The 25,144-nt window shown below is 70.4% G+C and carries 23 protein-coding genes; 20 read left to right on the forward strand and 3 right to left on the reverse strand.

Going from position 1 to position 25,144, the window contains the following annotated elements:
• Window positions 1–90: 90 nt before the first annotated feature.
• Window positions 91–2,208, reverse strand: coding sequence for an elongation factor G-like protein EF-G2 (locus tag QSK34_RS36035; RefSeq protein ID WP_285591079.1), 2,118 nt, complete (start codon window positions 2,206–2,208; stop codon window positions 91–93).
• Between the two features lie 192 nt (window positions 2,209–2,400).
• On the opposite strand from QSK34_RS36035, the gene pgsA reads away from it, so the two are divergent.
• From pgsA to QSK34_RS36120, 17 genes are all read left to right on the forward strand, one after another.
• Window positions 2,401–3,006, forward strand: a complete 606-nt coding sequence (gene pgsA, locus QSK34_RS36040; protein WP_285591082.1) for a phosphatidylinositol phosphate synthase — start codon at window positions 2,401–2,403, stop codon at window positions 3,004–3,006.
• Window positions 2,993–3,907: a phosphatidylinositol mannoside acyltransferase gene (locus tag QSK34_RS36045; RefSeq protein ID WP_285591084.1), complete on the forward strand. Its 915-nt coding sequence runs from the start codon at window positions 2,993–2,995 to the stop codon at window positions 3,905–3,907. The genes pgsA and QSK34_RS36045 overlap by 14 nt, the downstream gene beginning before the upstream one ends.
• The gene (locus tag QSK34_RS36050) at window positions 3,904–5,028 is read left to right on the forward strand and encodes a glycosyltransferase family 4 protein (protein WP_285591086.1); all 1,125 of its coding nucleotides are present in this window, start codon (window positions 3,904–3,906) and stop codon (window positions 5,026–5,028) included. The genes QSK34_RS36045 and QSK34_RS36050 overlap by 4 nt, the downstream gene beginning before the upstream one ends.
• Window positions 5,028–5,555: a hypothetical protein gene (locus QSK34_RS36055; RefSeq protein ID WP_161484268.1), complete on the forward strand. Its 528-nt coding sequence runs from the start codon at window positions 5,028–5,030 to the stop codon at window positions 5,553–5,555. The genes QSK34_RS36050 and QSK34_RS36055 overlap by 1 nt, the downstream gene beginning before the upstream one ends.
• Window positions 5,556–5,637: 82 nt before the next feature.
• On the forward strand, window positions 5,638–6,648 hold the full coding sequence (locus QSK34_RS36060; RefSeq protein ID WP_285591090.1) for a DUF3048 domain-containing protein: 1,011 nt from the start codon (window positions 5,638–5,640) through the stop codon (window positions 6,646–6,648).
• 111 nt (window positions 6,649–6,759) lie between these two features.
• Window positions 6,760–7,662 (forward strand): pyridoxal 5'-phosphate synthase lyase subunit PdxS, encoded by a 903-nt coding sequence (gene pdxS, locus QSK34_RS36065; RefSeq protein ID WP_030456898.1) that lies wholly within the window; start codon window positions 6,760–6,762, stop codon window positions 7,660–7,662.
• A complete protein-coding gene (gene pdxT, locus QSK34_RS36070; protein WP_030456899.1) occupies window positions 7,656–8,240 on the forward strand; it encodes a pyridoxal 5'-phosphate synthase glutaminase subunit PdxT in 585 nt (194 codons plus the stop codon). Before pdxS ends, pdxT begins: the two co-directional genes overlap by 7 nt.
• Window positions 8,241–8,243: 3 nt before the next feature.
• Entirely contained in the window at window positions 8,244–9,023 is a 780-nt protein-coding gene (locus QSK34_RS36075; RefSeq protein ID WP_030456900.1) for a YebC/PmpR family DNA-binding transcriptional regulator, read from the forward strand.
• Window positions 9,024–9,072: 49 nt separating this feature from the next.
• On the forward strand, window positions 9,073–10,221 hold the full coding sequence (locus QSK34_RS36080; protein WP_285591093.1) for a GNAT family N-acetyltransferase: 1,149 nt from the start codon (window positions 9,073–9,075) through the stop codon (window positions 10,219–10,221).
• Window positions 10,222–10,265: 44 nt separating this feature from the next.
• Window positions 10,266–10,796 (forward strand): crossover junction endodeoxyribonuclease RuvC, encoded by a 531-nt coding sequence (gene ruvC / locus QSK34_RS36085; protein WP_161484266.1) that lies wholly within the window; start codon window positions 10,266–10,268, stop codon window positions 10,794–10,796.
• Between the two features lie 148 nt (window positions 10,797–10,944).
• Window positions 10,945–11,565, forward strand: coding sequence for a Holliday junction branch migration protein RuvA (ruvA, locus tag QSK34_RS36090; protein WP_285591096.1), 621 nt, complete (start codon window positions 10,945–10,947; stop codon window positions 11,563–11,565).
• The gene (ruvB, locus tag QSK34_RS36095) at window positions 11,562–12,740 is read left to right on the forward strand and encodes a Holliday junction branch migration DNA helicase RuvB (protein WP_285591098.1); all 1,179 of its coding nucleotides are present in this window, start codon (window positions 11,562–11,564) and stop codon (window positions 12,738–12,740) included. Before ruvA ends, ruvB begins: the two co-directional genes overlap by 4 nt.
• Window positions 12,741–12,995: 255 nt before the next feature.
• Window positions 12,996–13,358 (forward strand): preprotein translocase subunit YajC, encoded by a 363-nt coding sequence (gene yajC, locus QSK34_RS36100; protein WP_285591100.1) that lies wholly within the window; start codon window positions 12,996–12,998, stop codon window positions 13,356–13,358.
• A gap of 41 nt (window positions 13,359–13,399) precedes the next feature.
• Window positions 13,400–15,193 carry a protein translocase subunit SecD gene (secD, locus tag QSK34_RS36105; protein WP_285591101.1) on the forward strand — a complete coding sequence of 598 codons (1,794 nt, stop codon included), beginning with the start codon at window positions 13,400–13,402 and terminating at the stop codon, window positions 15,191–15,193.
• Window positions 15,193–16,200: a protein translocase subunit SecF gene (gene secF, locus QSK34_RS36110; RefSeq protein WP_285591102.1), complete on the forward strand. Its 1,008-nt coding sequence runs from the start codon at window positions 15,193–15,195 to the stop codon at window positions 16,198–16,200. Before secD ends, secF begins: the two co-directional genes overlap by 1 nt.
• A gap of 86 nt (window positions 16,201–16,286) precedes the next feature.
• Window positions 16,287–16,793, forward strand: a complete 507-nt coding sequence (locus QSK34_RS36115) for an adenine phosphoribosyltransferase (RefSeq protein ID WP_285591103.1) — start codon at window positions 16,287–16,289, stop codon at window positions 16,791–16,793.
• 184 nt (window positions 16,794–16,977) lie between these two features.
• A complete protein-coding gene (locus tag QSK34_RS36120) occupies window positions 16,978–19,167 on the forward strand; it encodes a RelA/SpoT family protein (RefSeq protein ID WP_161484284.1) in 2,190 nt (729 codons plus the stop codon).
• A gap of 30 nt (window positions 19,168–19,197) precedes the next feature.
• On the opposite strand, the gene QSK34_RS36125 is transcribed toward QSK34_RS36120, so the two are convergent.
• Both QSK34_RS36125 and QSK34_RS36130 read right to left on the reverse strand, forming a co-directional pair.
• On the reverse strand, window positions 19,198–20,436 hold the full coding sequence (locus QSK34_RS36125) for a DUF349 domain-containing protein (protein ID WP_285591104.1): 1,239 nt from the start codon (window positions 20,434–20,436) through the stop codon (window positions 19,198–19,200).
• A 42-nt stretch (window positions 20,437–20,478) separates the two neighbouring features.
• Entirely contained in the window at window positions 20,479–21,318 is an 840-nt protein-coding gene (locus QSK34_RS36130) for a peptidylprolyl isomerase (protein ID WP_285591106.1), read from the reverse strand.
• A gap of 146 nt (window positions 21,319–21,464) precedes the next feature.
• On the opposite strand from QSK34_RS36130, the gene QSK34_RS36135 reads away from it, so the two are divergent.
• The 3 genes from QSK34_RS36135 to aspS are packed head-to-tail and all read left to right on the forward strand — an operon-like array spanning window position 21,465 to window position 25,125.
• Window positions 21,465–22,145, forward strand: a complete 681-nt coding sequence (locus QSK34_RS36135; protein ID WP_285591109.1) for an MBL fold metallo-hydrolase — start codon at window positions 21,465–21,467, stop codon at window positions 22,143–22,145.
• Window positions 22,145–23,401 carry a histidine--tRNA ligase gene (hisS, locus tag QSK34_RS36140; RefSeq protein ID WP_285591111.1) on the forward strand — a complete coding sequence of 419 codons (1,257 nt, stop codon included), beginning with the start codon at window positions 22,145–22,147 and terminating at the stop codon, window positions 23,399–23,401. The genes QSK34_RS36135 and hisS overlap by 1 nt, the downstream gene beginning before the upstream one ends.
• Entirely contained in the window at window positions 23,398–25,125 is a 1,728-nt protein-coding gene (aspS, locus tag QSK34_RS36145; protein ID WP_030456914.1) for an aspartate--tRNA ligase, read from the forward strand. Before hisS ends, aspS begins: the two co-directional genes overlap by 4 nt.
• The last annotated feature ends 19 nt before the right edge of the window (window positions 25,126–25,144 follow it).

Here is a 25,144-nt window from a genome sequence, read left to right on the forward strand (position 1 = left end):
ATTCGTCATACGAGGCGGATGTGACTCCACACAACGCGCGAGGAAATGCCCCGGCGCCGTTCGGATGAAACGAACGACGCCGGGAACCCCCTAATCAACGGGGGTGGCGACCTTTTCCGCGAGGTGCGACGGCAATGGTTCATAACGCAGGAAAGCGCGGGTGAACGTTCCGGTTCCGTGTGACATCGACCGTAGATCTATTGCGTATCGGGTGATTTCCAGTTCCGGCACCTCGGCCCGGACCAGCGTCCGGCCGACCCCCACGGGCTCGGTGCCCAGCACCCGTCCGCGCCGCGACGACAGGTCGCTCATGACGTTGCCGACGTAGTCGTCGTCGACGAGCACCGACACCTCGTCGACCGGTTCGAGCAGCAGCGCCTTCACCTTCGCGGCCGCCTCGCGCAGGGCCAGCCCGCCCGCGATCTGGAACGCCATGTCGCTGGAGTCGACCGAGTGGGCCTTGCCGTCGTACAGGGTGACCCTGATGTCGACCATCGGGTAGCCGGCCACCACGCCGCGCTCCATCTGGCTCCGCACGCCCTTCTCGACCGACGGGATGAACTGGCGCGGCACCACCCCGCCGACGATCTTGTCGACGAACTCGAACCCGGAGCCCGAGGGCAGCGGCTCGATCTCCAGGTGGCAGATGGCGTACTGGCCGTGGCCGCCGGTCTGCTTGACGTTGCGGCCCATGCCCCGGGCCCGGCCGCCGAAGGTCTCGCGCAGCGGGACCCGCAGGTCGATCTTCTCCACCTCGACGCCGTGGCGCCGCGCCAGCCGGTCGAGCAGCACGTCGGCGTGGGCCTCGCCCATGCACCAGAGCACGAGCTGGCGGGTCTCGGCGTTGTTCTCCAGGCGCAGCGTCGGGTCTTCGGCCACCAGGCGGTTCAGCGCTTGGGAGAGTTTGTCCTCGTCGGCCTTGGACTTCGCCCTGATCGCGACGGGCAGCAGCGGTTCGGGCATCCGCCACGGCTCCATGAGCAGCGGGTTGTCCTTCTCCGACAGGGTGTCGCCGGTCTCGGCGTGGCCGAGCTTGGCCACCGCCACCACGTCGCCGGCCACGCACTTGCCCACCGGCCGCTGGGTCTTGCCGAGGGGCGAGGACAACGCGCCCACCCGCTCGTCGACGTCGTGCTCGTGCTCGGGCACGTGCCCGGAGACGTGGACGGTCATGTCGGGCCGCAGCGTCCCCGAGAAGACGCGCACCAGGCTGATGCGGCCCACGTAGGGGTCGCTGGTCGTCTTGACCACCTCGGCCACCAGCGGGCCCTCGGGGTCGCACCGGCAGACCTTGACGCTCTTGCCGTCTATGGTCGTGACCTCGGGCAGCCGGTGCTCGGGCGGGCACGGGAAGCCCTGGGTGATCACTTCGAGCAGCTCGGGCATGCCCACGCCCGGCGCGGTCGCCAGCACCGGGTGGAAGGAGCCGCGCGCGACGGCCTTCTCCAGGTCGTCGATGAGGACCTTGGTGTCGATCTCCTCGCCCGCGAGGTAGCGGTCCATGAGCGACTCGTCCTCGCTCTCCTGGATGATCCCCTCGATGAGCGCCTCGCGGTACTGCTCGATCAGCGCGGCCTGCTCGGCGTCGGGCTCCCTTTCGGTACGGGCGCCGCCGGCGTAGTCGAACACGCGCTGCGACAGCAGGCCCACGAGCGCCTCGCCGCCCAGCGGCAGGTAGAGCGGCGCGACGCCCTCGCCGAAGGCGTCCTGGCAGGCGGTGAGCACCTCGTCGAAGTCGGCCCGCTGATGGTCGATCTTGGTGATGACGACCGCGCGCGGCATGCCCACGCTCGCGCACTCGTCCCAGATCTGGCGGGTCAGCCCGTCGACCCCGTCGGTGGCCGCGACCACGAACAGCGCGGCGTCGGCGGCCCGCAGCCCGGCTCGCAGGTCCCCCACGAAGTCGGCGTAGCCGGGCGTGTCGAGCAGGTTGATCTTTATGCCGTTGTAGGTCAGCGGCGCGAGCGCCAGGTTCACCGACCGCTGCTGGCGGACCTCGACCTCGTCGAAGTCGCTGACGGTGGTGCCGTCTTCGACCCTGCCCGTCCGCGGGATGGTGCCGGTCGCCGCGAGCAGCGCCTCCACCAGGGTCGTCTTCCCCGATCCGGAATGGCCGACGAGCACGACGTTGCGCACCATGTCCGGCTCATCGGCCGATGGTGCCCTGCCCGCGGCTCCCGATGTCCCTCCGTTGGCCTTCTCCGCCACTTTCGCCTCCTGGATTGGAGGGGAGGCCGCAGGCCGCGTGAACGACCGGCGGCCGCCCGGCCGCCTGCTGTGACGCGCCCCCGCACCACGATCGGAAAGGCGCGTGTAACCCACCCTTAACCGTTGTGGCCCAGATCACAAGACCCCGACGGGGAATGTGGGGGCGGGCGCATGCCCTACGATCAGACCGCCATGCTGAACGTTCTGCGTCCCGCCATGACCAGGCTCATGAGCCCGCTGGGCCGGTTCCTCGCGCGCCATGGCGTCACCCCCAACATGATCACCGCCGCCGGAACACTCGGCACGGTGGCCTCGTCCCTGTGGTTCTACCCACACGGGCAGCTCGTCGCCGGCAGCCTCGTGATCACCTTCTTCGTGCTGGCCGACCTGCTCGACGGCATCCTGGCCCGGATGACCAGGGGCTCCACCTGGGGCGCCTTCCTCGACTCGACCCTCGACCGGGTCGCCGACGCGGGCGTCTTCTCCGGCCTGATCATCTACCTGGTCCTCGACGGCCAGCACGTCCTGGCCCTGGGCGGCCTGCTCTGCCTGGTCGGCGGCGCGGTCGTCTCCTACGCCAAGGCGCGGGCCGAGGGGCTGGGCATGACCGCCAACGTCGGCATCGCCGAGCGCGGCGAACGACTGCTCGTCGTCCTCGTGGTGGCCTTCCTCGACGGATTGGGCGTGCCGTACGTTCTGGCTGTGGGTCTTTGGGGGCTGGCCGTCGCCAGCGTGATCACCGTGGGGCAGCGCATGCACGTCGTCTACAAGCAGGCGGTGGAGCATGACGCTCGCTGACCGGATCGTGGCGTCGGCCTACACGGTGGGATGGGCCGTCGTCCGGTTCGTCCCGGAGAAGGTGGCCGCCTTCGTGTTCCGGCTGATCGCCGACGTCATGTGGCGGCGCCGGGGCAGGTCGGTCCAGCGCCTGGAGTCCAACCTGGCCAAGGTGACCGGCCGCGAGGGGGAGTCCCTCCGGGAGCTCTCCCGGGCGGGCCTGCGCTCCTACATGCGCTACTGGATGGAGATCTTCCGGCTTCCGGCCATGGACCCGAAGAAGATCCACGCTCAGACCCGCGCCGTCGGCGGCGACTACCTCATGGAGACCATCGCCGAGGGCCGGGGCGTCGTGATCGCGCTGCCCCACATGGGCAACTGGGACGCCGCCGGGGTCTGGCTCGTGCAGTCCGGCCACCCGTTCACGACCGTCATGGAACGGCTCAAGCCCGAGTCGCTGTTCGAGCGGTTCGTCGCCTTCCGCACCGCCATCGGCATGGAGGTGCTCCCGCTCACCAAGCAGGGCGGCGGCAGCGCCCAGGCGTTCGGCACCCTCGCCCAGCGCATGCGGGCGGGCAAGGTGGCCTGCCTCCCGGCCGACCGCGACCTCACCGAGAGCGGGATCGAGGTCGACTTCTTCGGCCGCCGCACCCGCATGGCCGCCGGGCCGGCGCTGCTGGCGCTCCAGACCGGGGCCGCGCTGGTGCCCGTGACCATCTGGTTCGACGGCGACGGGTGGGGTTTAGACGTTCATCCGGAAGTGCCCGTGCCGGCTGAGGGGACCCGGCAGGAGAAGGTCGTCGAGCTCACCCAGGGCATGGCCGACGCCTTCGAGAAGGGCATCGCGGAACACCCCGACGACTGGCACATGCTGCAGCGGTTGTGGCTCGAAGACCTGGAGCCGAGGGAGTCCCGGCCGTGAGGATCGGGATCGTCTGCCCCTACATGTGGGACGTCCCGGGCGGGGTGCAGGCCCACGTGCGCGATCTGGCCGAGGCGCTGATCGACGACGGGCACCGGGTCTCGGTCATGGCGCCGGCCAGTGACGACGCGCCGCTGCCGGCCTACGTGGTGTCGGCCGGCCGGGCCGTGCCGGTGCCCTACAACGGGTCGGTGGCCCGGCTGACCTTCGGGTTCCTGTCGGCCAACCGGGTCCGCAAGTGGATCCGCGAGGGCCGCTTCGACGTGCTCCACGTCCACGAGCCGGCCGTGCCGTCGGTCGGGCTGCTGGCCTGCTGGGTGGCGCGGGGCCCGATCGTGGCGACCTTCCACGCCTCCTACGAGCGCTCGCGGGCCGTCTCGGTGACCGCGCCCGTGCTCCACACCGCGCTGGAGAAGATCACCGGCCGGATCGCCGTCTCCGACGCGGCCCGCAAGACCCTGGTCGAGCACATGGGCGGCGACGCCGTGCTGATCCCCAACGGGGTCACGGTCGACCGCTACGCCGAGGCCGAGCCCCTTCCGGGCTGGGGCCCCGACGGCACCGTCCTGGGCTTCCTCGGGCGGATGGACGAACCCCGCAAGGGCCTGGCCGTGCTGCTGGAGGCGTTCGCCCGGCTGGCCCCCGAGCGGCCCGGTGTGCGCCTGCTGGTCGCGGGGCCCGGCGACGCCGACGACGTCTACGCCAAGCTGCCCAGGAACCTCCACGACCGGGTCGGCCTGCTCGGCATGGTCAGCGAGGCCGACAAGATCCGCGCCCTCCACTCCGTCGACGTCTTCGTCGCCCCCAACCTGGGCGGCGAGAGCTTCGGCATCGTGCTGACCGAGGCCATGTCGGCGGGCGCGACCATCCTGGCCAGCGACATCCCGGCCTTCCGCAGGGTGCTCGGCGACGGCCAGGCCGGGGCCCTGTTCGCCACCGGCGACGCCGCCGCGCTGGCCCGCGAGGCGGCCCGGCTGCTCGACGATCCGCAGCGCCGGGCCAAATACTCCGACGAGGCCCGCCTCGCCGTCCGCAAGTACGACTGGTCGACCGTCGCCCGCGACGTCCTGCGGGTCTACGAGACCGTCACCGGCGTCCCCGTCGGCGTGGAGGACGAGTAGTGAACACCACGGTCATCCTGGTCGTCGGCGTGGTGATCGTGCTGACGGCCGTCTACATCTCGTGGCGGGCCGGGCGGCTCGACCGGCTGCACATCCGCCTGGAGACCGCCCACGCCGCCCTCGACGCCGCGCTCCTGCGGCGGGCCGCGGTCAGCCTGGAGCTGGCGGGCTCGCGCCTGCTCGACCCGGCCACGTCGCTGGTGCTGGCGGCGGCGGCGCACGAGGCGCGTACGGCCGGTCCCGACGAGCGCGAGCACGCCGAGAGCGACCTGTCGCGCACCCTCCGGGCGGTCGTCGACCAGGAGACCTTCGCCGAGAAGGTGCAGGCCCCCGAGCTGCTGGCCGAGCTCGACGCCGCGGTGGCCAAGGTGGTCTACTCGCGCCGGTTCTACAACAACGCCGTCGACGTCACCCGGGTCGCCCAGCGCCGCTTCCTGGCCCGGGTGCTGCGGCTGGCCGGGCACACGCCCTACCCCGAGTTCTTCGACATCGACGACGACCCTCCGAAGGCCATGGCGGGCGCCTGACCGACTTGACGGACTCTGACCGAATTACCAGCTAGCGCCGGTAAGCTAGCGCCGATTTTTCGGGACTCGGGAGGAGTTGTCCGTGCGGGCACATCGGATGGGCGTTCTCATGCTCGCGGCGGCGACACTGCTGACCACCGCGTGCTCGTCGGGGGGCGAGAGCGGCAACCCCGGCACGACGCCGCAGGCCGCCGATGTCACCGCGTCGGCCTCGCCGACCAAGCCCCCGGAGCACCCCTTCACCGGCATGCCGGTCGCCGCCCGCAAGCCGGTGCTGGCCGTCAAGATCGAGAACACCCACTCGGGCAAGCCGCAGATCGGCGTGAAGTCCGCCGACATCGTCTACGTGGAGCAGGTCGAGGGCGGCCTGACCCGGTTGATGGCGATCTTCTCCTCCAGACTGCCCAAGGAGGTCGGCCCGGTCCGCTCGGCCCGCATCTCCGACCTGCACATCCTGCCGATGTTCGGCAAGCCCGCCCTGGCCTACTCGGGCGTGCAGACCAAGATGATCCCGTTCGTCCAGCAGGCCTCGCTGGTCGACGTCTCCGACAGCTCGGCCCCCGGCGCCTACTTCCGCTACCCGGGCCGGGTCGCCCCCTACAACCTGGTCGGCCGCCCCGCCCAGCTCCTCAAGGGCGCCAAGGCCAGCCGGGCGAAGGACATCGGGTTCACCTTCTCCGACGAGGCCCCGGAGGGCGGCAAGCCGATCCGGCGCTACACGGTGAAGTATCCGGCCGCGACCTTCACCTTCCAGTGGAACGCCGGCGCCAAGAAGTGGGCCGTCGTCCAGGACGGCGAGAAGGACATGGCCGCCGAGGGCGGCCAGATCGCCCCCGCGACCGTGGTCGTGCAGTACACCAAGACCGAGCGCTCGCAGTTCCACGACTTCACCGGCAGCTACACGCCATTGGTCCACTCGACCGGCAAGGGCACCGGCGTCGTGCTGCGCGACGGCCAGGCCTACAAGGTCCGCTGGCAGCGCCCGACGGAGGAGGACGGGACCACGTTCACGCTGGCCGACGGCACCCCGATGCCCTTCGCGCGCGGTCAGGTCTGGGTGGTGCTGGCGTCCAGGACCCCGGTCGCGCCGTAGACAGACTGTCCGGTTCCGCCAGTCTTTCGGTACGAAATGGACTGTCGTTTTGGTTCGCTCGGGCGCCTAATATAGAACCAATTCACCAGTCCCCTCGAGTGAGGTAGCGCCGTGTCCAGCCCCGAAACGACCCCGTCCGTCGGCACCGCGCGTGTGAAGCGCGGCATGGCCGAGATGCTCAAGGGCGGCGTGATCATGGACGTCGTCACGCCCGACCAGGCCAAGATCGCCGAAGACGCCGGCGCGGTCGCCGTCATGGCGCTGGAGCGGGTGCCCGCCGACATCCGCGCGCAGGGCGGCGTGTCCCGCATGAGCGACCCCGACATGATCGACGGCATCATCTCCGCCGTCTCGATCCCGGTCATGGCCAAGGCCCGCATCGGCCACTTCGCCGAGGCCCAGGTCCTGCAGTCGCTCGGCGTCGACTACGTCGACGAGTCCGAGGTGCTCACCCCGGCCGACTACGCCAACCACATCGACAAGTGGCGCTTCACCGTGCCGTTCGTGTGCGGCGCCACCAACCTGGGCGAGGCCCTGCGCCGCATCACCGAGGGCGCGGCCATGATCCGCTCCAAGGGCGAGGCCGGCACCGGCGACGTCTCCAACGCCGTCACCCACATGCGCACCATCCGCGCCGAGCTCAAGCGCCTCTCCTCGCTGCCCGAGGACGAGCTCTACGTCGCGGCCAAGGAGCTGCAGGCGCCCTACGAGCTGGTCGCCGAGGTCGCCCGCGAGGGCAAGCTGCCGGTCGTGCTGTTCACCGCGGGCGGCATCGCCACCCCGGCCGACGCCGCCATGATGATGCAGCTCGGCGCCGAGGGCGTGTTCGTCGGCTCGGGCATCTTCAAGTCGGGCAACCCCGCCCAGCGGGCCGCCGCGATCGTCAAGGCCACCACGTTCTTCGACGACCCCGACGTGATCGCCAAGGTCTCGCGCGGCCTCGGCGAGGCCATGGTCGGCATCAACGTCGACGACATCCCGGTGCCCCACCGCCTGGCCGAGCGCGGCTGGTGAGCACCCCCACGGTCGGCGTGCTCGCGCTCCAGGGCGACGTCCGCGAGCACGCCCGTTCCCTGGTGGAGTCGGGCGCCGTGGCGGTGGCGGTCCGCCGTCCCGAGGAGCTCGACCAGGTCGACGCCCTGGTCATCCCGGGCGGCGAGTCGACCACGATGTGGAAGCTCGCGGTCGCCTTCGAGATGTTCGACCCCATCCAGCAGCGGGTGAAGGCGGGCATGCCCGCCTACGGCTCCTGCGCCGGCATGATCATGCTGGCCGACCGCATCGAGGGCGGCATCGAGGGCCAGCAGACCCTGGGCGGCCTCGACATGGTCGTGCGCCGCAACGCCTTCGGGCGCCAGGTCGACTCCTTCGAGTACGATCTGGACCTCCCGGGGATTCAGGGCTTCCGGGCGATCTTCATCCGGGCGCCCTGGGTCGAGTCCGTCGGAAACGATGTCGAAGTGCTGGCCCGCGCCGGGGATAGGATCGTCGCGGTCCGCCAAGGCCCGCTGCTCGCCACGTCGTTCCATCCGGAACTGACCGGCGACGCGCGGGTCCACTCGTATTTCGTTGAGATGGTAAGGGAGCTCTAGCCGATGTCCGGCCACTCCAAATGGGCGACGACGAAGCACAAGAAGGCCGCGCTCGACGCCAAGCGCGGGAAGCTGTTCGCCAAGCTCATCAAGAACATCGAAGTGGCGGCCAGGACCGGTGGCCCCGACCCTGATGGCAACCCGACCCTCTACGACGCCATCACCAAGGCCCGCAAGAGCTCGGTCCCGGTCGACAACATCGAGCGCGCCCGCAAGCGCGGCGGCGGTCTGGAGGCCGGCGGCGCCGACTGGCAGACGATCATGTACGAGGGCTACGGCCCGAGCGGCGTCGCCATGCTCATCGAGTGCCTCACCGACAACCGCAACCGCGCGGCCTCCGAGGTCCGGGTCGCGCTGACCCGCAACGGCGGCTCGCTGGCCGACCCCAACTCGGTGTCCTACATGTTCAACCGCAAGGGCGTCATCCTGGTGCCCAAGCTGGTGTCGGAGACCAAGGCCGGCCGCGTCGAGCTCACCGAGGACCAGGTCCTCGAAGTGGTCCTGGAGGCGGGCGCCGAAGAGGTCAACGACCTGGGCGAGTCGTTCGAGATCGTGACCGAGGCCAGCGACCTCGTGCCGGTCCGCAAGGCCCTCCAGGACGCCGGCATCGACTACGACTCGGCCGACAGCAGCTTCCTGCCGACGATCAACGTCCCGGTCGACGAAGACACCGCCCGCAAGGTCTTCAAGCTGATCGACGCGCTCGAAGACAGCGACGACGTGCAGAACGTCTACGCCAACGCCGACGTCTCCGACGAGATCCTGGCCAAGCTCGACGCCTGAAACCGGCGGGTTTGCGCGGTTCTGTAAGGCCTGCGTAGGTTGTCGTCCCGTGGACATCCGTGATCTCGGCGAAGACGATCTCGACGCGGTGCTCGACAACCGCAAGCGGGCCTTCGGGCCACTCTCGGCGTCCGACGCCGCGGTCTGGCGCCGCATGGTCACGCCGCTGCTGGCCCAGGGCCGCTGCCTGGGGGTCTTCGACGGCGCCCGCCTGGTCGCCACGGCCCGGCTCAACCCCTTCACGCAGTGGTGGCACGGCCGCCCGCAGCCCATGGGCGGCGTGGCCGGCGTCACCGTCGCGCCCGAGGACCGGGGGAGGGGCGTCGGCCGCCTGCTGATGACCGCCGTGCTCGACCGCTGCTCCGACCTCGGCTCGGCGGTCTCGGCGCTCTACCCGGCGACCACCCCCGTCTACCGGAGCGCGGGCTTCGAGCACGCCGGCAGCCGCCTGATCGCGACCCTGCCCACCGAGGCGCTGCGGACCATCGCCCCCGGCGGGCCGGTCGCGCTGCGCCGCATGGGCCCGGCCGACACCGACGAGCTGGTGGCGCTGATCGGCCGCGTCCACGCCGCCACCCGCGCCTCCGGCCCGCTCTCCTACAGCCCGGAGACCTGGCGGGTCTGGCTGGAGGACGACGACGACTTCTGCTACCTCGCCGACGACGGCTACGTGATCTACCGCTGGTCGGGCGGCGACATCGAGGTCGACAGCCTCGTCGCCGCCTCCGAGGCCACCACACGGGCCCTGTGGGCCCTCGTGGGCACCTCCTCGTCGGTCGCCAAGCGGGTGACCGCCACCGTCGCCCCCGACGACCCGGTCCTGTGGCTGCTGCGCGAACGCTCCAAGGACGTCGTGTCGTCCACCCGCTGGATGTTCCGCCTCGTCGACCCCGCCGACGCGATCGCCCGGCGCGGCTACTCCCCGGCGGTGACCGCCTCGGTCCCCTTCGAGCTCACCGACCCGGCCCGCCCGGCCAACGACGGCACCTGGCTCCTGGAGGTCGCCGACGGCGCGGGCGCCCTGACGAAGGGCACGGGCACCGGCCCGGCCCTCACGATCAACGCCCTCTCGGCCCTGTACGCCGGCGTGCCCGCCGCCACCCTCCGCCTGTCGGGCGGGCTGACCGGCTCCACGGTGTTCGACGACACGTTGGACGCGGTGTTCGCGGCGAAGCCGTACCTGCTCGATTACTTCTAGTGTAAGATCGCCGAACACATGTTCGGAGCGGAAGGGGGCCGCAGGTGCGCGTGCTGGGTGTCGACCCCGGGCTCACCCGCTGCGGCGTCGGCGTCGTCGAGGGCCGCCCCGGATCGCCCGCCCGCCTGGTGGCCGTCGGCGTGATCCGCACCCCGGCAGACGACGAGATCGGCGCCCGCCTGGTGGCCGTCGAGCGCGGCCTGGAGAAGTGGCTCGACGAGACCACACCCGACGCGGTGGCCGTCGAGCGGGTGTTCGCGCAGCACAACGTCCGGACCGTCATGGGCACCGCCCAGTCGGCTGCCGTGGCCATCCTCTGCGCGTCCCGCCGCGGGCTGCCCGTGGCGCTCCACACGCCCTCCGAGGTCAAGGCGGCGGTCACCGGCAGCGGCACCGCCGACAAGAAGCAGGTCGGCACCATGGTCACCCGCATCCTCCGCCTCGACGCCATGCCCAAACCCGCCGACGCCGCCGACGCCCTGGCGCTGGCCATCTGCCACGTGTGGCGCGGGGGAGTGCAGAACCGCCTGGCGAGCGCCGTGGCGACGGCCCGATCCGGCCGGAGCCCGCGGTGAGACCGTGCCCGCCGCTGATCGCCTGCGACGGGGGTCGCGAGGTGGCCGGGGCGGTCGGCGTTCGTGGAGCGTGCCCCCCGTTCCGGCCGTCCGTCCGTCCGGGCCGGGACGTCCTTCCGGTCCTTGTCCGCAATCCCGGGAGCGCCTGATGATCGCATCGGTGTCCGGTCTGGTCACCGCCATCGCCCCCGACGCCGCCGTGGTCGAGGTCGGGGGGGTGGGCGTCCTCGTCCACTGCACGCCCGGCACGCTGGGCCTGCTGCGGGTGGGGGAGAACGGCCGCTTGTCGACCTCGCTGGTCGTCCGCGAGGAGTCGCTGACCCTCTACGGGTTCGCCTCCGACGACGAGCGGGTGGTGTTCGAGATGCTGCAGACCGCCAGCGGCATCGGGCCCCGGCTCGCGCTGGCGATGCTCGCCGTCCACTCGCCCAACGCGCTGCGGATCGCGGTCGCCTCCGGGGATCTCAAAGCCCTCCAGATGGTGCCGGGGATCGGCCAGAAGGGCGCGCAGCGCCTCGTGCTCGAACTCAAGGGCAAGCTGGGCACCCCCGAAGAGGTCGTCAACGCCGCGATCAACGGGCCCGCCCGCGAGGCCGTCTGGCGTGAGCAGGTGCATTCCGGTCTCGTCGGGCTCGGCTACTCCGCGCGCGACGCCGACGAGGCCCTCGCCGTCGTCACCCCCGAGGCCGAGGCCGAGCTGGCCGCCGGGCGCCAGCCCCAGATCGCGCCGCTGCTGAAGGCCGCCCTCCGGGCGCTGAGCGTGCGATGAAAGATTCACCGCCGGGCATCCCGGCCGAGTCCTCTCGCGGCCGTGCCGACCTGTCGCCCGGCTCGCCCGGCGGGTTCCGCGAAGGGTCGATCCACGGGTCCGGCGACGGGTCCTACGAGGTCGAGATCGCCGGCTCCTTCGAGCGGGAGCTGGTCTCCGCCGACGTCCAGGGCGACGAGCGGCTGATCGAGGCGGCGTTGCGGCCCAAGCGGCTGGCCGAGTTCATCGGGCAGCCCCGGGTCAGGGAGCAGCTCTCCCTCGTGCTCGAAGGGGCGCTGCGGCGCAACCGGCCGCCCGACCACGTGCTGATGAGCGGGCCGCCCGGCCTCGGGAAGACCACCCTCGCCATGATCATCGCCGCCGAGCTGGGGGCCCCGCTGCGGGTGACCTCGGGGCCGGCGCTGGAGCGGGCCGGCGACCTGGCCGCGATCCTGTCGACGCTGACCGACGGCGAAGTGCTCTTCATCGACGAGATCCACCGCATGGCGCGGCCCGCCGAAGAGATGCTCTACCTGGCGATGGAGGACTTCCGGGTCGACATCGTCGTCGGCAAGGGGCCCGGCGCGACGGCGATCCCGCTGGAGGTGGCCCCGTTCACCCTCGTCGGGGCCACCACCCGCGCGGGCCTGCTGCCGGCCCCGCTGCGCGACCGCTTCGGCTTCACCGCCCACATGGAGTTCTACGACCAGGGCGAACTCGAGACCGTGCTCCACCGGTCGTCCCGCCTGCTCGGCGTCCACCTGCCGGAAGAGGGGGCCGCCGAGATCGCCGGCCGCTCCCGGGGCACCCCCCGCATCGCCAACCGGCTGCTGCGGCGGGTCCGCGACTTCGCCGAGGTGCGCGCCGACGGGCTGATCACCCGGGAGATCGCCGCGGCCGCGCTGAATCTTTACGAAGTCGACGCCGAGGGCCTCGACCGGCTCGACCGGGCGGTCCTGGGCGCGCTGCTGCGCAAGTTCGGCGGCGGGCCCGTCGGGTTGTCGACACTGGCCGTAGCCGTCGGCGAGGAGCCCGAGACCGTCGAGGTGGTGGCCGAGCCGTTCCTGGTCCGGCAGGGGCTGCTCGCCCGGACCCCGCGCGGGCGCGTCGCCACGGCCGCCGCCTGGGTTCATCTGGGGCTGGTCCCGCCGCCCGACGCGTTCGGGGCCGGCGTCGCCTTCGACGACCCCCCCTGATAACCCACAGTGATGCCGGAAAGGACCTTGGGGATCACGGAATGGTTGCAATAGGCGTGAAAACGGAACTTTCCCGCGCGGCGGATCGTGGCCTCGTTGCCGGGGTTCTGACAGCTCGCCTACACTGCGTGGCTTGGCTGGGTGGCTAGGCTCGCTATGTAAGGTGACGTGCCGAGCGTGTGGCCCGGACCGGCGTCAAAACCTCGTGTGACCTCCGGCGAATGGCCGGTCATCTCTTCAACGAAGGAGAGCCCCGTGGAAGGGCTTGCGCAGCTACTCCCGATCGTCCTGCTCTTCGTGGTCTTCTACTTCCTGCTGATCCGCCCCCAGCGGAAGCGGCAGCAGGAGCAGGTCGCGATGCAGAACTCGCTCAGCGTGGGTTCCCGCGTGATGACCACGACGGGTCTGTTCGGCACCGTGGTGGGCTTCGCCGACGACGACGTCATCCTCGAGGTGGCGCCCGGCATCGAGACCCGCTGGGTCAAGGCGGCCATCGGCCGCGTCCTCACCGAGGAGCCCGGCGACGCCATCGACTCGACCGAGACCGATGAGAAATCCGACGGCGACAACGTCGCGGAAAGCCCGGAGACTGGAGACTCCAGCACCCGCAAGTCCTGAGTACCCTCATTGAAGACCCCTTGACGAAAGACTGACCACCAGTGGCCCCACCGACCAGCAGCCAGATCAAGCCGGGACGCACGCTCCTGCTTCTTCTGGCGATCATCGCCGCCATGGGCGCGGCCGTGGTCCTGCAGAACGCGTACATCCCGAAGTTCGGTCTTGACCTCGCGGGCGGCACGACAGTCACGCTCTCGCCTCAGACCCTCGACAACAAGGCGCCCTCGCAAGAGAGCCTCGATCGGGCCGTCAACATCATCCGTGACCGCGTCAACGGGCAGGGCATCTCCGACGCCCAGGTCGCGAGGGCCAGTGACAACATCCTGATCCAGATCCCGGGCGCGGGTCAGGAAGAGGCGTTGAAGCTGGTGGCCACGACCGCCGAGCTCCGCTTCCGCCAGGTGCTCGCCGTCGCCCCGGCCCAGGAGCAGCCGGCCGCGCTGCCCAGCGACGCGGCCTCGCCGGCCCCGTCGGGCACGCTCCCGGCCGTGACGCCCTCGGCCGCCGCCTCTCCGGCCGCCAGCCCGGCGGGCCGGGCGGTCTCCAAGGCCCTTCAGGCGCCCTCGCCGGGTGCGAGCGCCGAGGCGGGCCAGGGGAACAACCAGCAGGGGAACAACCAGCAGGGCGGCAACCAGCAGGGCAACGGCAAGAAGAAGAACGCCGAGCCCAGCCCGGCCGCCTCGCCGCTCGTGACGACGCAGCCCTCGGCCGACCCGAACGCCGCCGCCGACCCGCTGGCGGGCCAGGACCTGTCGGGCATCGACCCGGCCGTCCTGCAGCAGTTCAAAGACCTCAAGTGCACGGCCAACAACAAGGGCGCGGGCGTCCTCGACGACCCGAACAAGCAGTTCGCGGCGTGTGACGAGAGCGGCACCGCCAAGTACATCCTCGACGTGGCCGCGGTCCAGGGTTCGGAGATCAGCACCGCCTCGTCCGGCGTGCGCCAGGACACCGGCGAGTGGGTCGTCAACCTCGACTTCAAGAGCGCGGGCGCCACGAAGTGGTCCGAGCTGACCAACAAGACCTTCAACAGCCAGCCGCCGCGCAACCAGATCGGCGCGGTGCTCGACGGCGTGGTCGTCACGGCCCCGGTCTCCAACGGCCGCATCACCGGCGGCAAGACCGAGATCTCCGGCAGCTTCACCTCGCAGACCGCGACCGAGCTGGCCGACCAGCTCAAGTACGGCGCGCTGCCGCTGAAGTTCAAGGTCAGCTCGACGGTGTCGGTCTCCTCGACCCTCGGCGCCGACCAGCTCCGCGGCGGTCTGATCGCGGGCGGCATCGGCCTCGTGATCGTCATGCTCTACCTGCTGCTCTACTACCGCGGCCTCGGCCTGGTCGGCATCGCCAGCCTCATGGTCGCGACGGTCGTCACCTACCTGTCGGTGGTGGTGCTCAGCGCCAACGCGGGCTTCCGCCTGTCGCTGCCGCACATCATCGGCCTGGTGGTCTCGATCGGCATCACCGCCGACTCCTTCATCGTCTACTTCGAGCGCATCCGAGACGAGATGAAGGAGGGCCGGCGCAGCCTGCGCACGGCCGTCGAGGTGGCCTGGAAGCGGGCCCGCCGCACGATCCTCGTGGCCGACGCGGTCATGTTCATCGCGGCCCTGGTGCTCTACTTCCTGGCCGTGGGTGACGTCGCCGGCTTCGCGTTCGCGATGGGCCTGACGACGGTCATCGACATCGTGGTGGTGTTCCTCTTCACCAAGCCGCTCATGTCGCTGGTGGCGCGCATGAAGTTCTTCGCCAAGGGCCACCCGCTGTCCGGACTCGACGCCGAGCGCATGGCGCGCACCGATTCGTCGTCCACCTCGACCCTCCAGGAGGCGTGATGGCCACGGGCCTCGCGCGCCGCCTCTACCGCGGCGACATCGACATCGACTTCGTCGGTAAGCGCAAGCTCTGGTACGGCCTGTCGATCGCGCTGCTGGTCATCTCGATCGCGGGTCTGTTCATCAAGCCGCTCAACCTGGGCGTCGAGTTCACCGGCGGCTCGGTCTTCGACTTCACCCGCACGCCCGGCTCGTCCATCGAGCAGGTGCGCGAGGTGGTCGGCTCGGCCGGTCCCCACCAGGTGATCGTGCAGGAGGCCGGGCCCAACTGGCGGGTGACCACCGAGAGCCTGGAGGGCCCCGAGGTCACCAAGGTCCAGCAGACGGTCGCGGGTGAGTACAAGCTCCAGCCCAACGACGTGAGCACCCAGGTGATCGGTGCGACGTGGGGTGGCGAGGTCTCCACCAAGGCCTGGATCGGCCTGATCGTCTTCATGGTCGCGATCATGCTCTACCTGAGCATGGCGTTCGAGTGGCGGATGGCGCTGGCGGCGATCGTCGCGCTCATCCACGACCTCGTGATCACGGCGGGCGTCTACTCCTGGTCGGGCTTCGAGGTCACCCCGGCGACCATGCTGGGCTTCCTGACCATCCTCGGTTATTCGCTCTACGACGCGGTCGTCGTGTTCGACATGATCAAGGAGGTCACGACCCCGCTGAAGACGTCGGCGAAGATGACCTACACCCAGGCGGCCAACAACGCCCTGAGCCACACCCTGATCCGGTCGCTCAACACCTCGCTGGTGGCGATCCTGCCGGTCGCGGCGATCCTGTTCATCGGGACCACGCTGCTCGGCGCCGGTGTGCTGAAGGACCTCTCGCTGGCCCTGTTCGTCGGCATGCTCGTCGGCACCTACTCCTCGCTCTGTGTGGCGACCCCGATCCTGGTGTCGCTCAAGGAGCGCGAGCCTCAGTGGATCGCCCTCGCCAAGCGGGTGGCCCAGCGTGAGGCCTCCGAGGCCAAGCAGGCCTCCGCCAAGGAGAAGAAAGAGCACGCGAAGAAGTAGCAAACGCTGGACGAGGCCCCGCGGGCACCCGGGAAGATCGGGAGCCCGTGGGGCGTTCGCTTTTGAGTAGCCATTAGTGTTGGCAGGTGACCGAGTGGATCTCGCTGATCAGGGACGTTCCCGACTATCCGCAGCCTGGCATCCTGTTCAAGGACATCACCCCCCTGCTGGCCGACCCGGCAGCGTTCACCACGGTCGTCGACGACCTGGCTGAGGGGTACTCCTTCGACAAGGTGGTCGGCATCGAGGCCAGGGGGTTCATCCTGGCCGCCCCCGTGGCCCTCAGAAGGGGCGCGGGCTTCGTGCCGGTACGCAAGAAGGGCAAACTGCCCGCCGAGACGCTTGAGGCGTCCTACGATCTGGAATACGGCTCCGCGACGATCGAGGTCCACGCCGACGCGTTCGCCCCGGGCGAGCGGGTCCTGGTGGTCGACGACGTCCTGGCGACCGGCGGCACGGCTGCCGCGGCGGTCGACCTGGTGCGGCGGGCCGGCGCCGAGGTGGTGGCCGTGAGCTTCCTGATGGAGTTGTCCTTCCTCCCCGGTAGGGAGAGGCTGCCCGATCTCGACGTCAGAGCTTTGGTTACCGTTTGACCTACACTGAGTGATCTGGACTCGAATGTGAGGAGTCTGAGTGCCCCGTGATGTGGCCCCGGGCAACGCGCCCGTCGAATCGCCCGGCGCGCCGGTTCCCGACGTGCCCGCCGAGGCGGCGCCCCCGGAGAAGGGGACGGCCGTCCGGCGCAGGCTGGGCCGGTTCGGGGGGCAGTGGGGTGCGATGAACCCCGTCCTCGAGCCCCTGTTCAAGACGGTCCGGGCCACTCACCCCAAGGCCGATCTGCGGCTGATCGAGCGTGCCTACGAGACGGCGGCCTACCACCACCGCGACCAGAAGCGGAAGAGCGGTGACCCCTACATCACCCATCCGCTGGCCGTGGCGACCATCCTGGCCGAGCTGGGCACCGACGACGAGACCCTGTGCGCGGCGCTCCTCCACGACACCGTGGAGGACACCGCCTACGGCCTCGACGAGCTGCGCGCCGACTTCGGCGAGAACATCGCCCTGCTCGTCGACGGCGTGACCAAGCTCGACAAGGTCAAGTTCGGCGACGCCGCGCAGGCCGAGACGGTGCGCAAGATGGTCGTGGCGATGAGCCGCGACATCCGCGTGCTGGTGATCAAGCTGGCCGACCGGCTCCACAACATGCGCACCATGCGCTACATGCCCGAGCACAAGCGGCAGCAGAAGTCGCGCGAGACGCTGGAGATCTTCGCGCCGCTGGCCCACCGCCTGGGCATGAACACGATCAAGTGGGAGCTGGAGGACCTCGCGTTCACCATGCTCTTCCCCAAGCGCTACGACGAGATCGCCCGCATGGTCTCCGAGCGCGCCCCCCGGCGCGACCTGTTCCTCCAGGAAGTGATCGAGAACGTCCACTCCGACCTGCGGGAGCAGAAGATCCGGGCGACCGTGAAGGGCCGCCCCAAGCACTACTACTCGATCTATCAGAAGATGATCGCCAAGGGCGTCGCCTTCGACGACATCTACGACCTGGTGGGCATCAGGGTGCTGGTCGACACGGTGCGCGACTGCTACGCCGCGCTCGGAACGATCCACGCGCGGTGGAACCCGGTGCCCGGCCGGTTCAAGGACTACATAGCGATGCCCAAGTTCAACATGTACCAGTCGCTCCACACGACGGTCATCGGGCCCGAGGGCAAGCCGGTCGAGCTGCAGATCCGCACCCGCGCGATGCACCACCGCGCCGAATACGGCGTCGCCGCCCACTGGAAGTACAAGGAGGAGATGGTCGCCTCCAACCCGGGCGGCAAGGTCAAGGACGTCAACGACATGGCGTGGCTGCGCCAGCTCCTCGACTGGCAGAAGGAGACCTCCGACCCGGGCGAGTTCCTCGAGTCGCTGCGCTTCGACCTGTCGGTCTCCGAGGTGTTCGTCTTCACCCCGCGCGGCCAGGTCATCGCGCTGCCCGACGGCGCCACCCCGGTCGACTTCGCCTACGCCGTCCACACCGAGGTCGGCCACCGCTGCATCGGCGCCCGGGTCAACGGGCGGCTGGTGCCGCTGGAGTCGCGCCTGGGCAACGGCGACACGGTCGAGATCTTCACCTCGAAGTCGCCCGACGCGGGGCCCTCGCGCGACTGGCTGAAGTTCGTCAAGTCGGGCCGGGCCCGCAACAAGATCCGCCAGTGGTTCTCCAAGGAGCGCCGCGAGACCGCGATCGAGGCCGGCAAGGAGGCCATCGGGCGGGCGATGCGCAAGCAGGGCCTGCCGCTCCAGCGGCTCATGTCGGGGGAGGCGCTGCTCGCCCTGGCCCGTGATCTGCACTACGTCGACGTGTCGGCGCTCTACGCGGCGGTGGGCGAGGGCCACATCGCGGCCCAGGCGGTCGTCCACAAGCTCGTACAGGCCCTGGGAGGGGTCGAGGGGGCCGAGGAGGACATCGCCGAGGCGGCGCTGCCCACGCAGCTCAAGGGGCGTCCCAGGGCCGGCACCAACGCGGGTGTCATGGTGGCGGGCGACCCCGACGTGTGGGTGCGGCTGTCGCGGTGCTGCACGCCCGTCCCGGGCGACGACATCACCGGCTTCGTGACCCGCGGCCACGGCGTCTCGGTGCACCGGGTCGACTGCGCCAACGTGGGTCAGCTCCAGGAGCAGCCCGAGCGGCTCGTCGAGGTGGCCTGGTCGCCCGGCGACGACTCGGTGTTCCTGGTGGCCATCCAGGTCGAGGCGCTCGACCGGCCCCGGTTGCTCTCCGACGTGACCCGGACGTTGTCCGACCACCACGTCAACATCCTGTCGGCGTCGGTGACGACCTCGCGCGACCGGGTGGCGGTCAGCAAGTTCACCTTCGAGATGGGCGACCCCAAGCACCTGGGCCACGTGCTCAAGGCGGTGCGCAACATCCCGGGCGTCTACGACGTCTACCGGGTGACCAGCGGCGCCTGACCCAGCAGGTCAGGCGCCGCCGGCGTCACCTCAGGAGAACTCGGCGAGCGTGCGCTCGGCCTCTTCGAGCCAGGAGCGGCGGGCGGCGATGCCCTCCTCGGCCTCCTTGGCCTGCTTGCTGCCGGGCTGGGCCTTGGCCAGGCGGGTCTCCAGCTGCTCGATCGAGCGGCGGAGCTGGTTGACCGTGTCCTGGGCCCGCGCGCGGGCCTCGGGGTTGGAGCGCTTCCACTCCGCCTCCTCGGCCTTGCGGACCGCGTCGTCGATCTTCCGCAGGCCGCCCTCGAGCCGGTCGCGCTGCTCGCGCGGCACCGGGCCGACGGCCTCCCACCGCTCGACCAGGGCCCGGAGCTGGCTGCGCGCCGTGCGGACGTCGGTCACCGGGAGGATCTTCTCCGCCTCGACCAGCAGCAGCTCCTTGGCGTCGGCGTTGGCCGCGAACGACGCGTCGCGCTCGGCGAACACCGCCGAGCGGGCCTGGAAGAACTGGTCCTGGGCGCTCTTGAAGCGGTTCCAGAGCTCGTCCTCAGCCTCGCGGGAGGCCCGGCCGGCCGCCTTCCAGCGGCGCATCAGCTCGCGGTAGGCCGCGGCCGTGGCGTTCCAGTCGGTCGAGGACGACAGTTCCTCGGCCTCGCTCACGATGCGCTCCTTGGCGGAACGCACCTGGTCGCGCTGCTCGTCGAGCGAGGAGAAGTAGGCCTTGCGGCGCTTGGCGAAGGCCGTGCGGGCCGTCGACAGGCGCTTCCACAACGCCGCCTCGGTCGCGCGGTCGATCCGCTCGGCGGCCTTCCACTCCTCGACGAGCTGACGCAGCCGCTCGCCGCCGGACTTCCAGTGAGTGGCGTCCTCGGCGATGCGCTCGGCCTCGCCGACGATCCGCTCCTTGATCTCCTTGGCCTGGCCGCGGGCGACCTCGCGGGCCGCCTTCACCTCCTCGCGGCGCTTGCCCACCATCTCGGAGAGGGCCTGCAGCCGGTTGTTCAGCGAGTCGAGGTCACCGACCGCGTTCGCTCCGGTGATCGCCTCGCGCAGCTTCAGGATGCCGGCCTCCGCCTGTGCGGGCGGCAGGTCGGTGCCCTTCACCCGCTGTTCGAGGAGCTGGACCTGACCGGCCAGCTCGTCGAACTTGCGGTGGAAGTAGGCCAGCGCCTCTTCCGGTTCCCCGGCCTGCCAGGACCCGACGGCCCGTTCTCCCTCAGCCGTACGCACGTAGACGGTGCCGTCGTCGTCTACCCGGCCCCACGGGTCGGTGGTCACCGTGTCCTCCCGCACTCGAATCAGCCTCCAGGGCGTTTAGCCCTTGGTTGTATTACGTCAGCTCTTGCCGGTAATTGTCACGTCTTTGATTTCCACAGCCTGCTTCGGCGTTCCGTCGCCGCCGCCGCCCTCGACGCCCGCCTTGGCCACCTTGTCGACGAGGTCCAGGCCCTTGGTGATCGTGCCGAAGGGCGTGTACGAGTCGGGCAGGGTGTCGGTCTCGTCGCCGTAGACGATGAAGAACTGGCTGCCGTTGGTGTTCGGGCCGCTGTTGGCCATGGCCAGCACGCCCCGCTTGTAGCTGGCGCCCTCAAGGTTCTCGTCGACGAAGCGGTAGCCGGGGCCGCCGCTGCCGGTGGCGGTGGGGTCGCCGCACTGGAGCACCTTGATGCCCTCGGTGGTGAGGCGGTGGCACTTCGTGTTGTCGAAGTAGCCCTTGCTCGCCAGGTGCGTGAACGAGCCGACCGTGCACGGCGCCTTGGCGCCGTCGAGGTCGGCCTGGATGACGCCCAGGTTGGTGTCGATCTTCATGACCGCCGGGGCCGCGGCGACCTTGGGGTCGGGCTTGCCGACGTCCTTGGCCCCACCCGCCGGGTCGCTCACGTAGTCGCACCTGCCGGTGCCCTTGTCGAAGGGCAGGGGTTCCGCGGGGGCCGCCGCCGCGCTCTCGGCCGGGTTGGCCGAGGCGGACGCCGCCGCGGTGGCCGGGTCGGCGTCGTCGCCGCCCGTCAGGAAGATCGCCGCCGCGACGATGCCCGCGATGACGACCACGACACCGGCGGTGGTCCCGATGGCGGCGTTGCGCTTCGCGATGCGCTCACGTTGGACGCGTGCGGCCTGCTGGCGCTCGTGGTGTTCGCGCGCGAGTTGCTTCTGCCGGTCCTTCCCGGTGACCACTTCGTCCTCCCGACTGTCCAAGAATGACTATTGAGGTGGGCGAATCGTATCGGCACACGGGTATTGGTTCGCAGCCCGCCGACCCGCACCGGTACCCTTCGGTTACATTCGCTCGCTCAATCCTTTGAGACATCGAGGCCGCTCCGTTGTTGATCGCAGGGTTCCCAGCCGGGTCGTTCCAGACCAACTGCTACGTCGTCGCGCCCGCCGCGGGCGCCGAGTGCGTGGTCGTCGACCCAGGTCAGAACGCTGTTGAGGGCCTCGACGAGCTGATCCGCGAGCACCGGCTGAAGCCGGTCGCGGTGGTCCTGACCCACGGGCACATCGACCACATGTGGTCGGTCGGTCCGGTTTGCGGAGCTCGTGAAATTCCTGCCTGGATTCATCCCGATGATCGGGTTCTGCTGAGCGATCCGGGCCGTGGATTCGGCGCGATGAGCAAACAGTTGTTCGGCGGGCTGGAGTTCAGCGAGCCCGACGACGTCCGCGAGCTCACCGACGGCGCCGTCCTGGAGCTGGCCGGCCTCGAGCTGGTCGTCGACCACCGGCCGGGCCATACCGGGGGGTCGGTGACCTTCAGGCTCGACGACGAACACGTGCTGTTCAGCGGCGACCTGTTGTTCCGCGACTCCATCGGCCGCACCGATCTGCCCGGCGGCGACCACCAGGCCATGCTCGGCAGTCTCGCCAAGACGTTGACACTGCCGGACGAAACGGTGGTTCTCCCCGGTCACGGACCCCAGACGACCATCGGCCGCGAGCGCGCCAGCAACCCGTTCCTGAAAGATCTGGAGCACGGGGCGCCCGGCCCGAACCGAGGACTGTGATGACCTTCCAGGCGCCCAAGGGCGTTAGCGAATACACGCCGCCCCGTTCGGCGGCGTTCCGGCGGGCGATCGACACCTTCGCCGCCACCGTGACCAGGGCCGGTTACGGCTACCTCGAACTGCCGGTGTTCGAGGACACCCAGCTCTACGCGCGCGGCGTCGGCGAGTCGACCGACGTCGTGACCAAGGAGATGTACACCTTCCAGGACCGGGGCGGCCGATCGGTCACGCTGCGGCCCGAATTCACGGCGGGTGTGCTGCGGGCGGTGCTGGAGCACGGCCTGCACAACGGCCAGCTGCCCGCGAAGGTCTGGGCCGTCGGCCCCGCCTTCCGCTACGAGCGGCCCCAGGCCGGGCGTTACCGGCAGTTCTACCAGGTCGACCTCGAGGCGATCGGCAGCGACGACCCGCTGGTCGACGCCGAGACGATCGCCATCGCGTGGGACTGGTACCAGCAGCTCGGCCTCCAGCGGCTGACGCTGCTGCTGAACACGCTCGGCTGCGCCGAGTGCCGCCCGATCTACCGGGCCGCCCTGCAGGACTTCCTGCGCGCCCTCGACCTCGACGAGGCCACCCGCGCCCGCGTCGAGATCAACCCGCTGCGGGTCCTCGACGACAAGCGGCCCGAGGTCAAGGCCCAGCTCGAAGGGGCGCCGCTGGTCACCGACCACCTGTGCGCCGCCTGCAAGGCTCACCACGACCAGGTGCGCACCGCCCTGGCCGACCTGTCGATCCCGTGGACCGACAACCCGCGCCTGGTGCGCGGCCTCGACTACTACACCCGCACCACCTTCGAGTTCGACCACCCGCTGCTGGGGGCGCAGTCGGCCGTCGGCGGGGGCGGCCGCTACGACGGGCTGTCGGAGTCCATCGGCGGGCCGCCGCTGCCCGGCATCGGCTTCGGGCTCGGCCTCGACCGCACCGTGCTGGCCATGGAGGCCGAGCAGGTCGCCGCCGCGGCCGTCTCGACGGTCGACGTCTACGCCGTGCCGCTGGGCGATGAGGCCCGCCGTCGCGCGTTCGCGCTGCTCACCGAGCTGCGCCGGGCGGGGCTCGCGGCCGACATGGCCTACGGGGCCCGAGGACTCAAGGGGTCCATGAAGGCGGCGTCGAAGTCGGGGGCCCGATACGCGCTGATCCTCGGTGAGCGCGACCTGGAGGCGGGGGCCGTACAGCTGAAGGACCTGGAAACCGCTGAACAGACCGAGGTGTCCCTCGCCTCGATCGTCGACACCCTGAAAGGGAAACTCTTGTGATCCGCACCCACCAGGCCGGGACGTTGCGCCCCGAGCACGCCGGCCAACAGGTGACGCTGGCCGGATGGGTCGCCCGTCGTCGTGACCACGGCGGCGTGGTCTTCATCGACCTGCGCGACTCCTCCGGCTCCGCCCAGGTCGTCTTCCGCGAGGAGGACGACGCCCACGGCCTGCGCTCCGAATACTGCGTGAAGGTCGTCGGAGAGGTCCGGGTGCGGCCCGAGGGCAACGAGAATCCCGACATCCCCACGGGCGGGATCGAGGTCGTCGCCTCCGAGGTCGAGGTGCTGAGCGAGGCGGCCCCGCTGCCGTTCCCGATCGAGGGCGCCTCGGGCGTCTCCGAGGAGGCCCGGCTCAAGTACCGCTACCTCGACATCCGCCGCCAGCAGCTCGGCGACGCGCTGCGCATCCGGTCGAAGGCGACCTACCTGGTCAACGAGGTGATGAACGAGCGCGGGTTCGTCTACGTCGAGACGCCGAACCTGACCCGTTCGACCCCCGAGGGCGCCCGCGACTTCCTGGTGCCCGTGCGACTCCAGCCGGGCAACTGGTACGCCCTGCCCCAGTCGCCCCAGCTGTTCAAGCAGCTCCTCATGGTGGCCGGCCTGGAGCGCTACTACCAGCTGACCAAGTGCTTCCGCGACGAGGACCTGCGGGCCGACCGGCAGCCGGAGTTCACCCAGATCGACATCGAGATGTCGTTCGTCGACCAGGACGACGTCATGGAGCTCGGCGAGGCGCTCATCGGCCGGGTGTGGAAGGAGACGCTCGGCTACGAGCTGCCCTCCCCGCTGCCCCGCATGACCTACGCCGACGCGATGGCCCGATTCGGCTCCGACAAGCCCGACCTGCGGTTCGGCTGCGAGCTGGTCGACCTGACCGACTACTTCAAGGACACCACCTTCCGGGTGTTCCAGAACGAGTACGTCGGCGCGGTGGTCATGCCGGGCGGCGCGTCGCAGACCCGCAAGGAGCTCGACGGCTGGCAGGAGTGGGCCAAGTCGCGGGGCGCGCGCGGGCTCGCCTACGTGCTCGTCCAGGAAGACGGGTTCGGCGGCCCGGTGGCCAAGAACCTGTCCGAGGCCGAGACCGCCGGGCTGCGCGCGGCGACCGGCGCCGAGGTCGGCGACGCGATCTTCTTCGCGGCCGGCGCCCGGCACGCCTCGCGTGAGCTGCTCGGCGCGGCCCGGCTGGAGATCGGCCGCCGCAAGCAGCTGATCGACGAGTCGCAGTGGTCGTTCCTGTGGGTCGTCGACGCGCCGATGTTCGAAGACGACGGCGAGGGCGGCTGGACGGCCGTCCACCACCCCTTCACCGGCCCCAAGCCCGAGTGGAGCGACAACTTCCAAGACCACCCGGGCGAGGCCCTGGCCTACGCCTACGACATGGTCTGCAACGGCATGGAGATCGGCGGCGGCTCGATCCGAATCCACCGCGCCGAGATGCAGCAGCGGGTCTTCGACGTGCTGGGCATCTCCAAGGAGGAGGCCGAGAGCAAGTTCGGCTTCCTGCTGGAGGCGTTCAAGTACGGCCCGCCGCCGCACGGCGGCATCGCCTACGGCTGGGACCGGATCTGCATGCTGCTGGCGGGTGGTGAGTCGATCCGCGACGTGATCGCCTTCCCGAAGACGGCCTCCGGCTTCGACCCGCTGACCGCCGCGCCCACGCCGATCACCCCGGCGCAGCGCAAGGAGGCGGGCGTCGACGCCACGCCCAAGGCCTAGCAAAGGGAAAGGGCCGGTC

The organism is Herbidospora sp. NBRC 101105 (assembly GCF_030269205.1).
Lineage (GTDB): Bacteria > Actinomycetota > Actinomycetes > Streptosporangiales > Streptosporangiaceae > Herbidospora > Herbidospora solisilvae.

Bases quoted from the DNA above. Each gene is read 5' to 3' on its own strand.
- pgsA (WP_285591082.1), top strand. From the start codon at position 2,401: ATGCTGAACGTTCTGCGTCCCGCCATGACCAGGCTCATGAGCCCGCTG.
- QSK34_RS36045 (WP_285591084.1), top strand. From the start codon at position 2,993: ATGACGCTCGCTGACCGGATCGTGGCGTCGGCCTACACGGTGGGATGG.
- QSK34_RS36075 (WP_030456900.1), top strand. From the start codon at position 8,244: ATGTCCGGCCACTCCAAATGGGCGACGACGAAGCACAAGAAGGCCGCG.
- ruvA (WP_285591096.1), top strand. From the start codon at position 10,945: ATGATCGCATCGGTGTCCGGTCTGGTCACCGCCATCGCCCCCGACGCC.
- ruvB (WP_285591098.1), top strand. From the start codon at position 11,562: ATGAAAGATTCACCGCCGGGCATCCCGGCCGAGTCCTCTCGCGGCCGT.
- secF (WP_285591102.1), top strand. From the start codon at position 15,193: ATGGCCACGGGCCTCGCGCGCCGCCTCTACCGCGGCGACATCGACATC.
- QSK34_RS36120 (WP_161484284.1), top strand. From the start codon at position 16,978: ATGAACCCCGTCCTCGAGCCCCTGTTCAAGACGGTCCGGGCCACTCAC.
- hisS (WP_285591111.1), top strand. From the start codon at position 22,145: ATGACCTTCCAGGCGCCCAAGGGCGTTAGCGAATACACGCCGCCCCGT.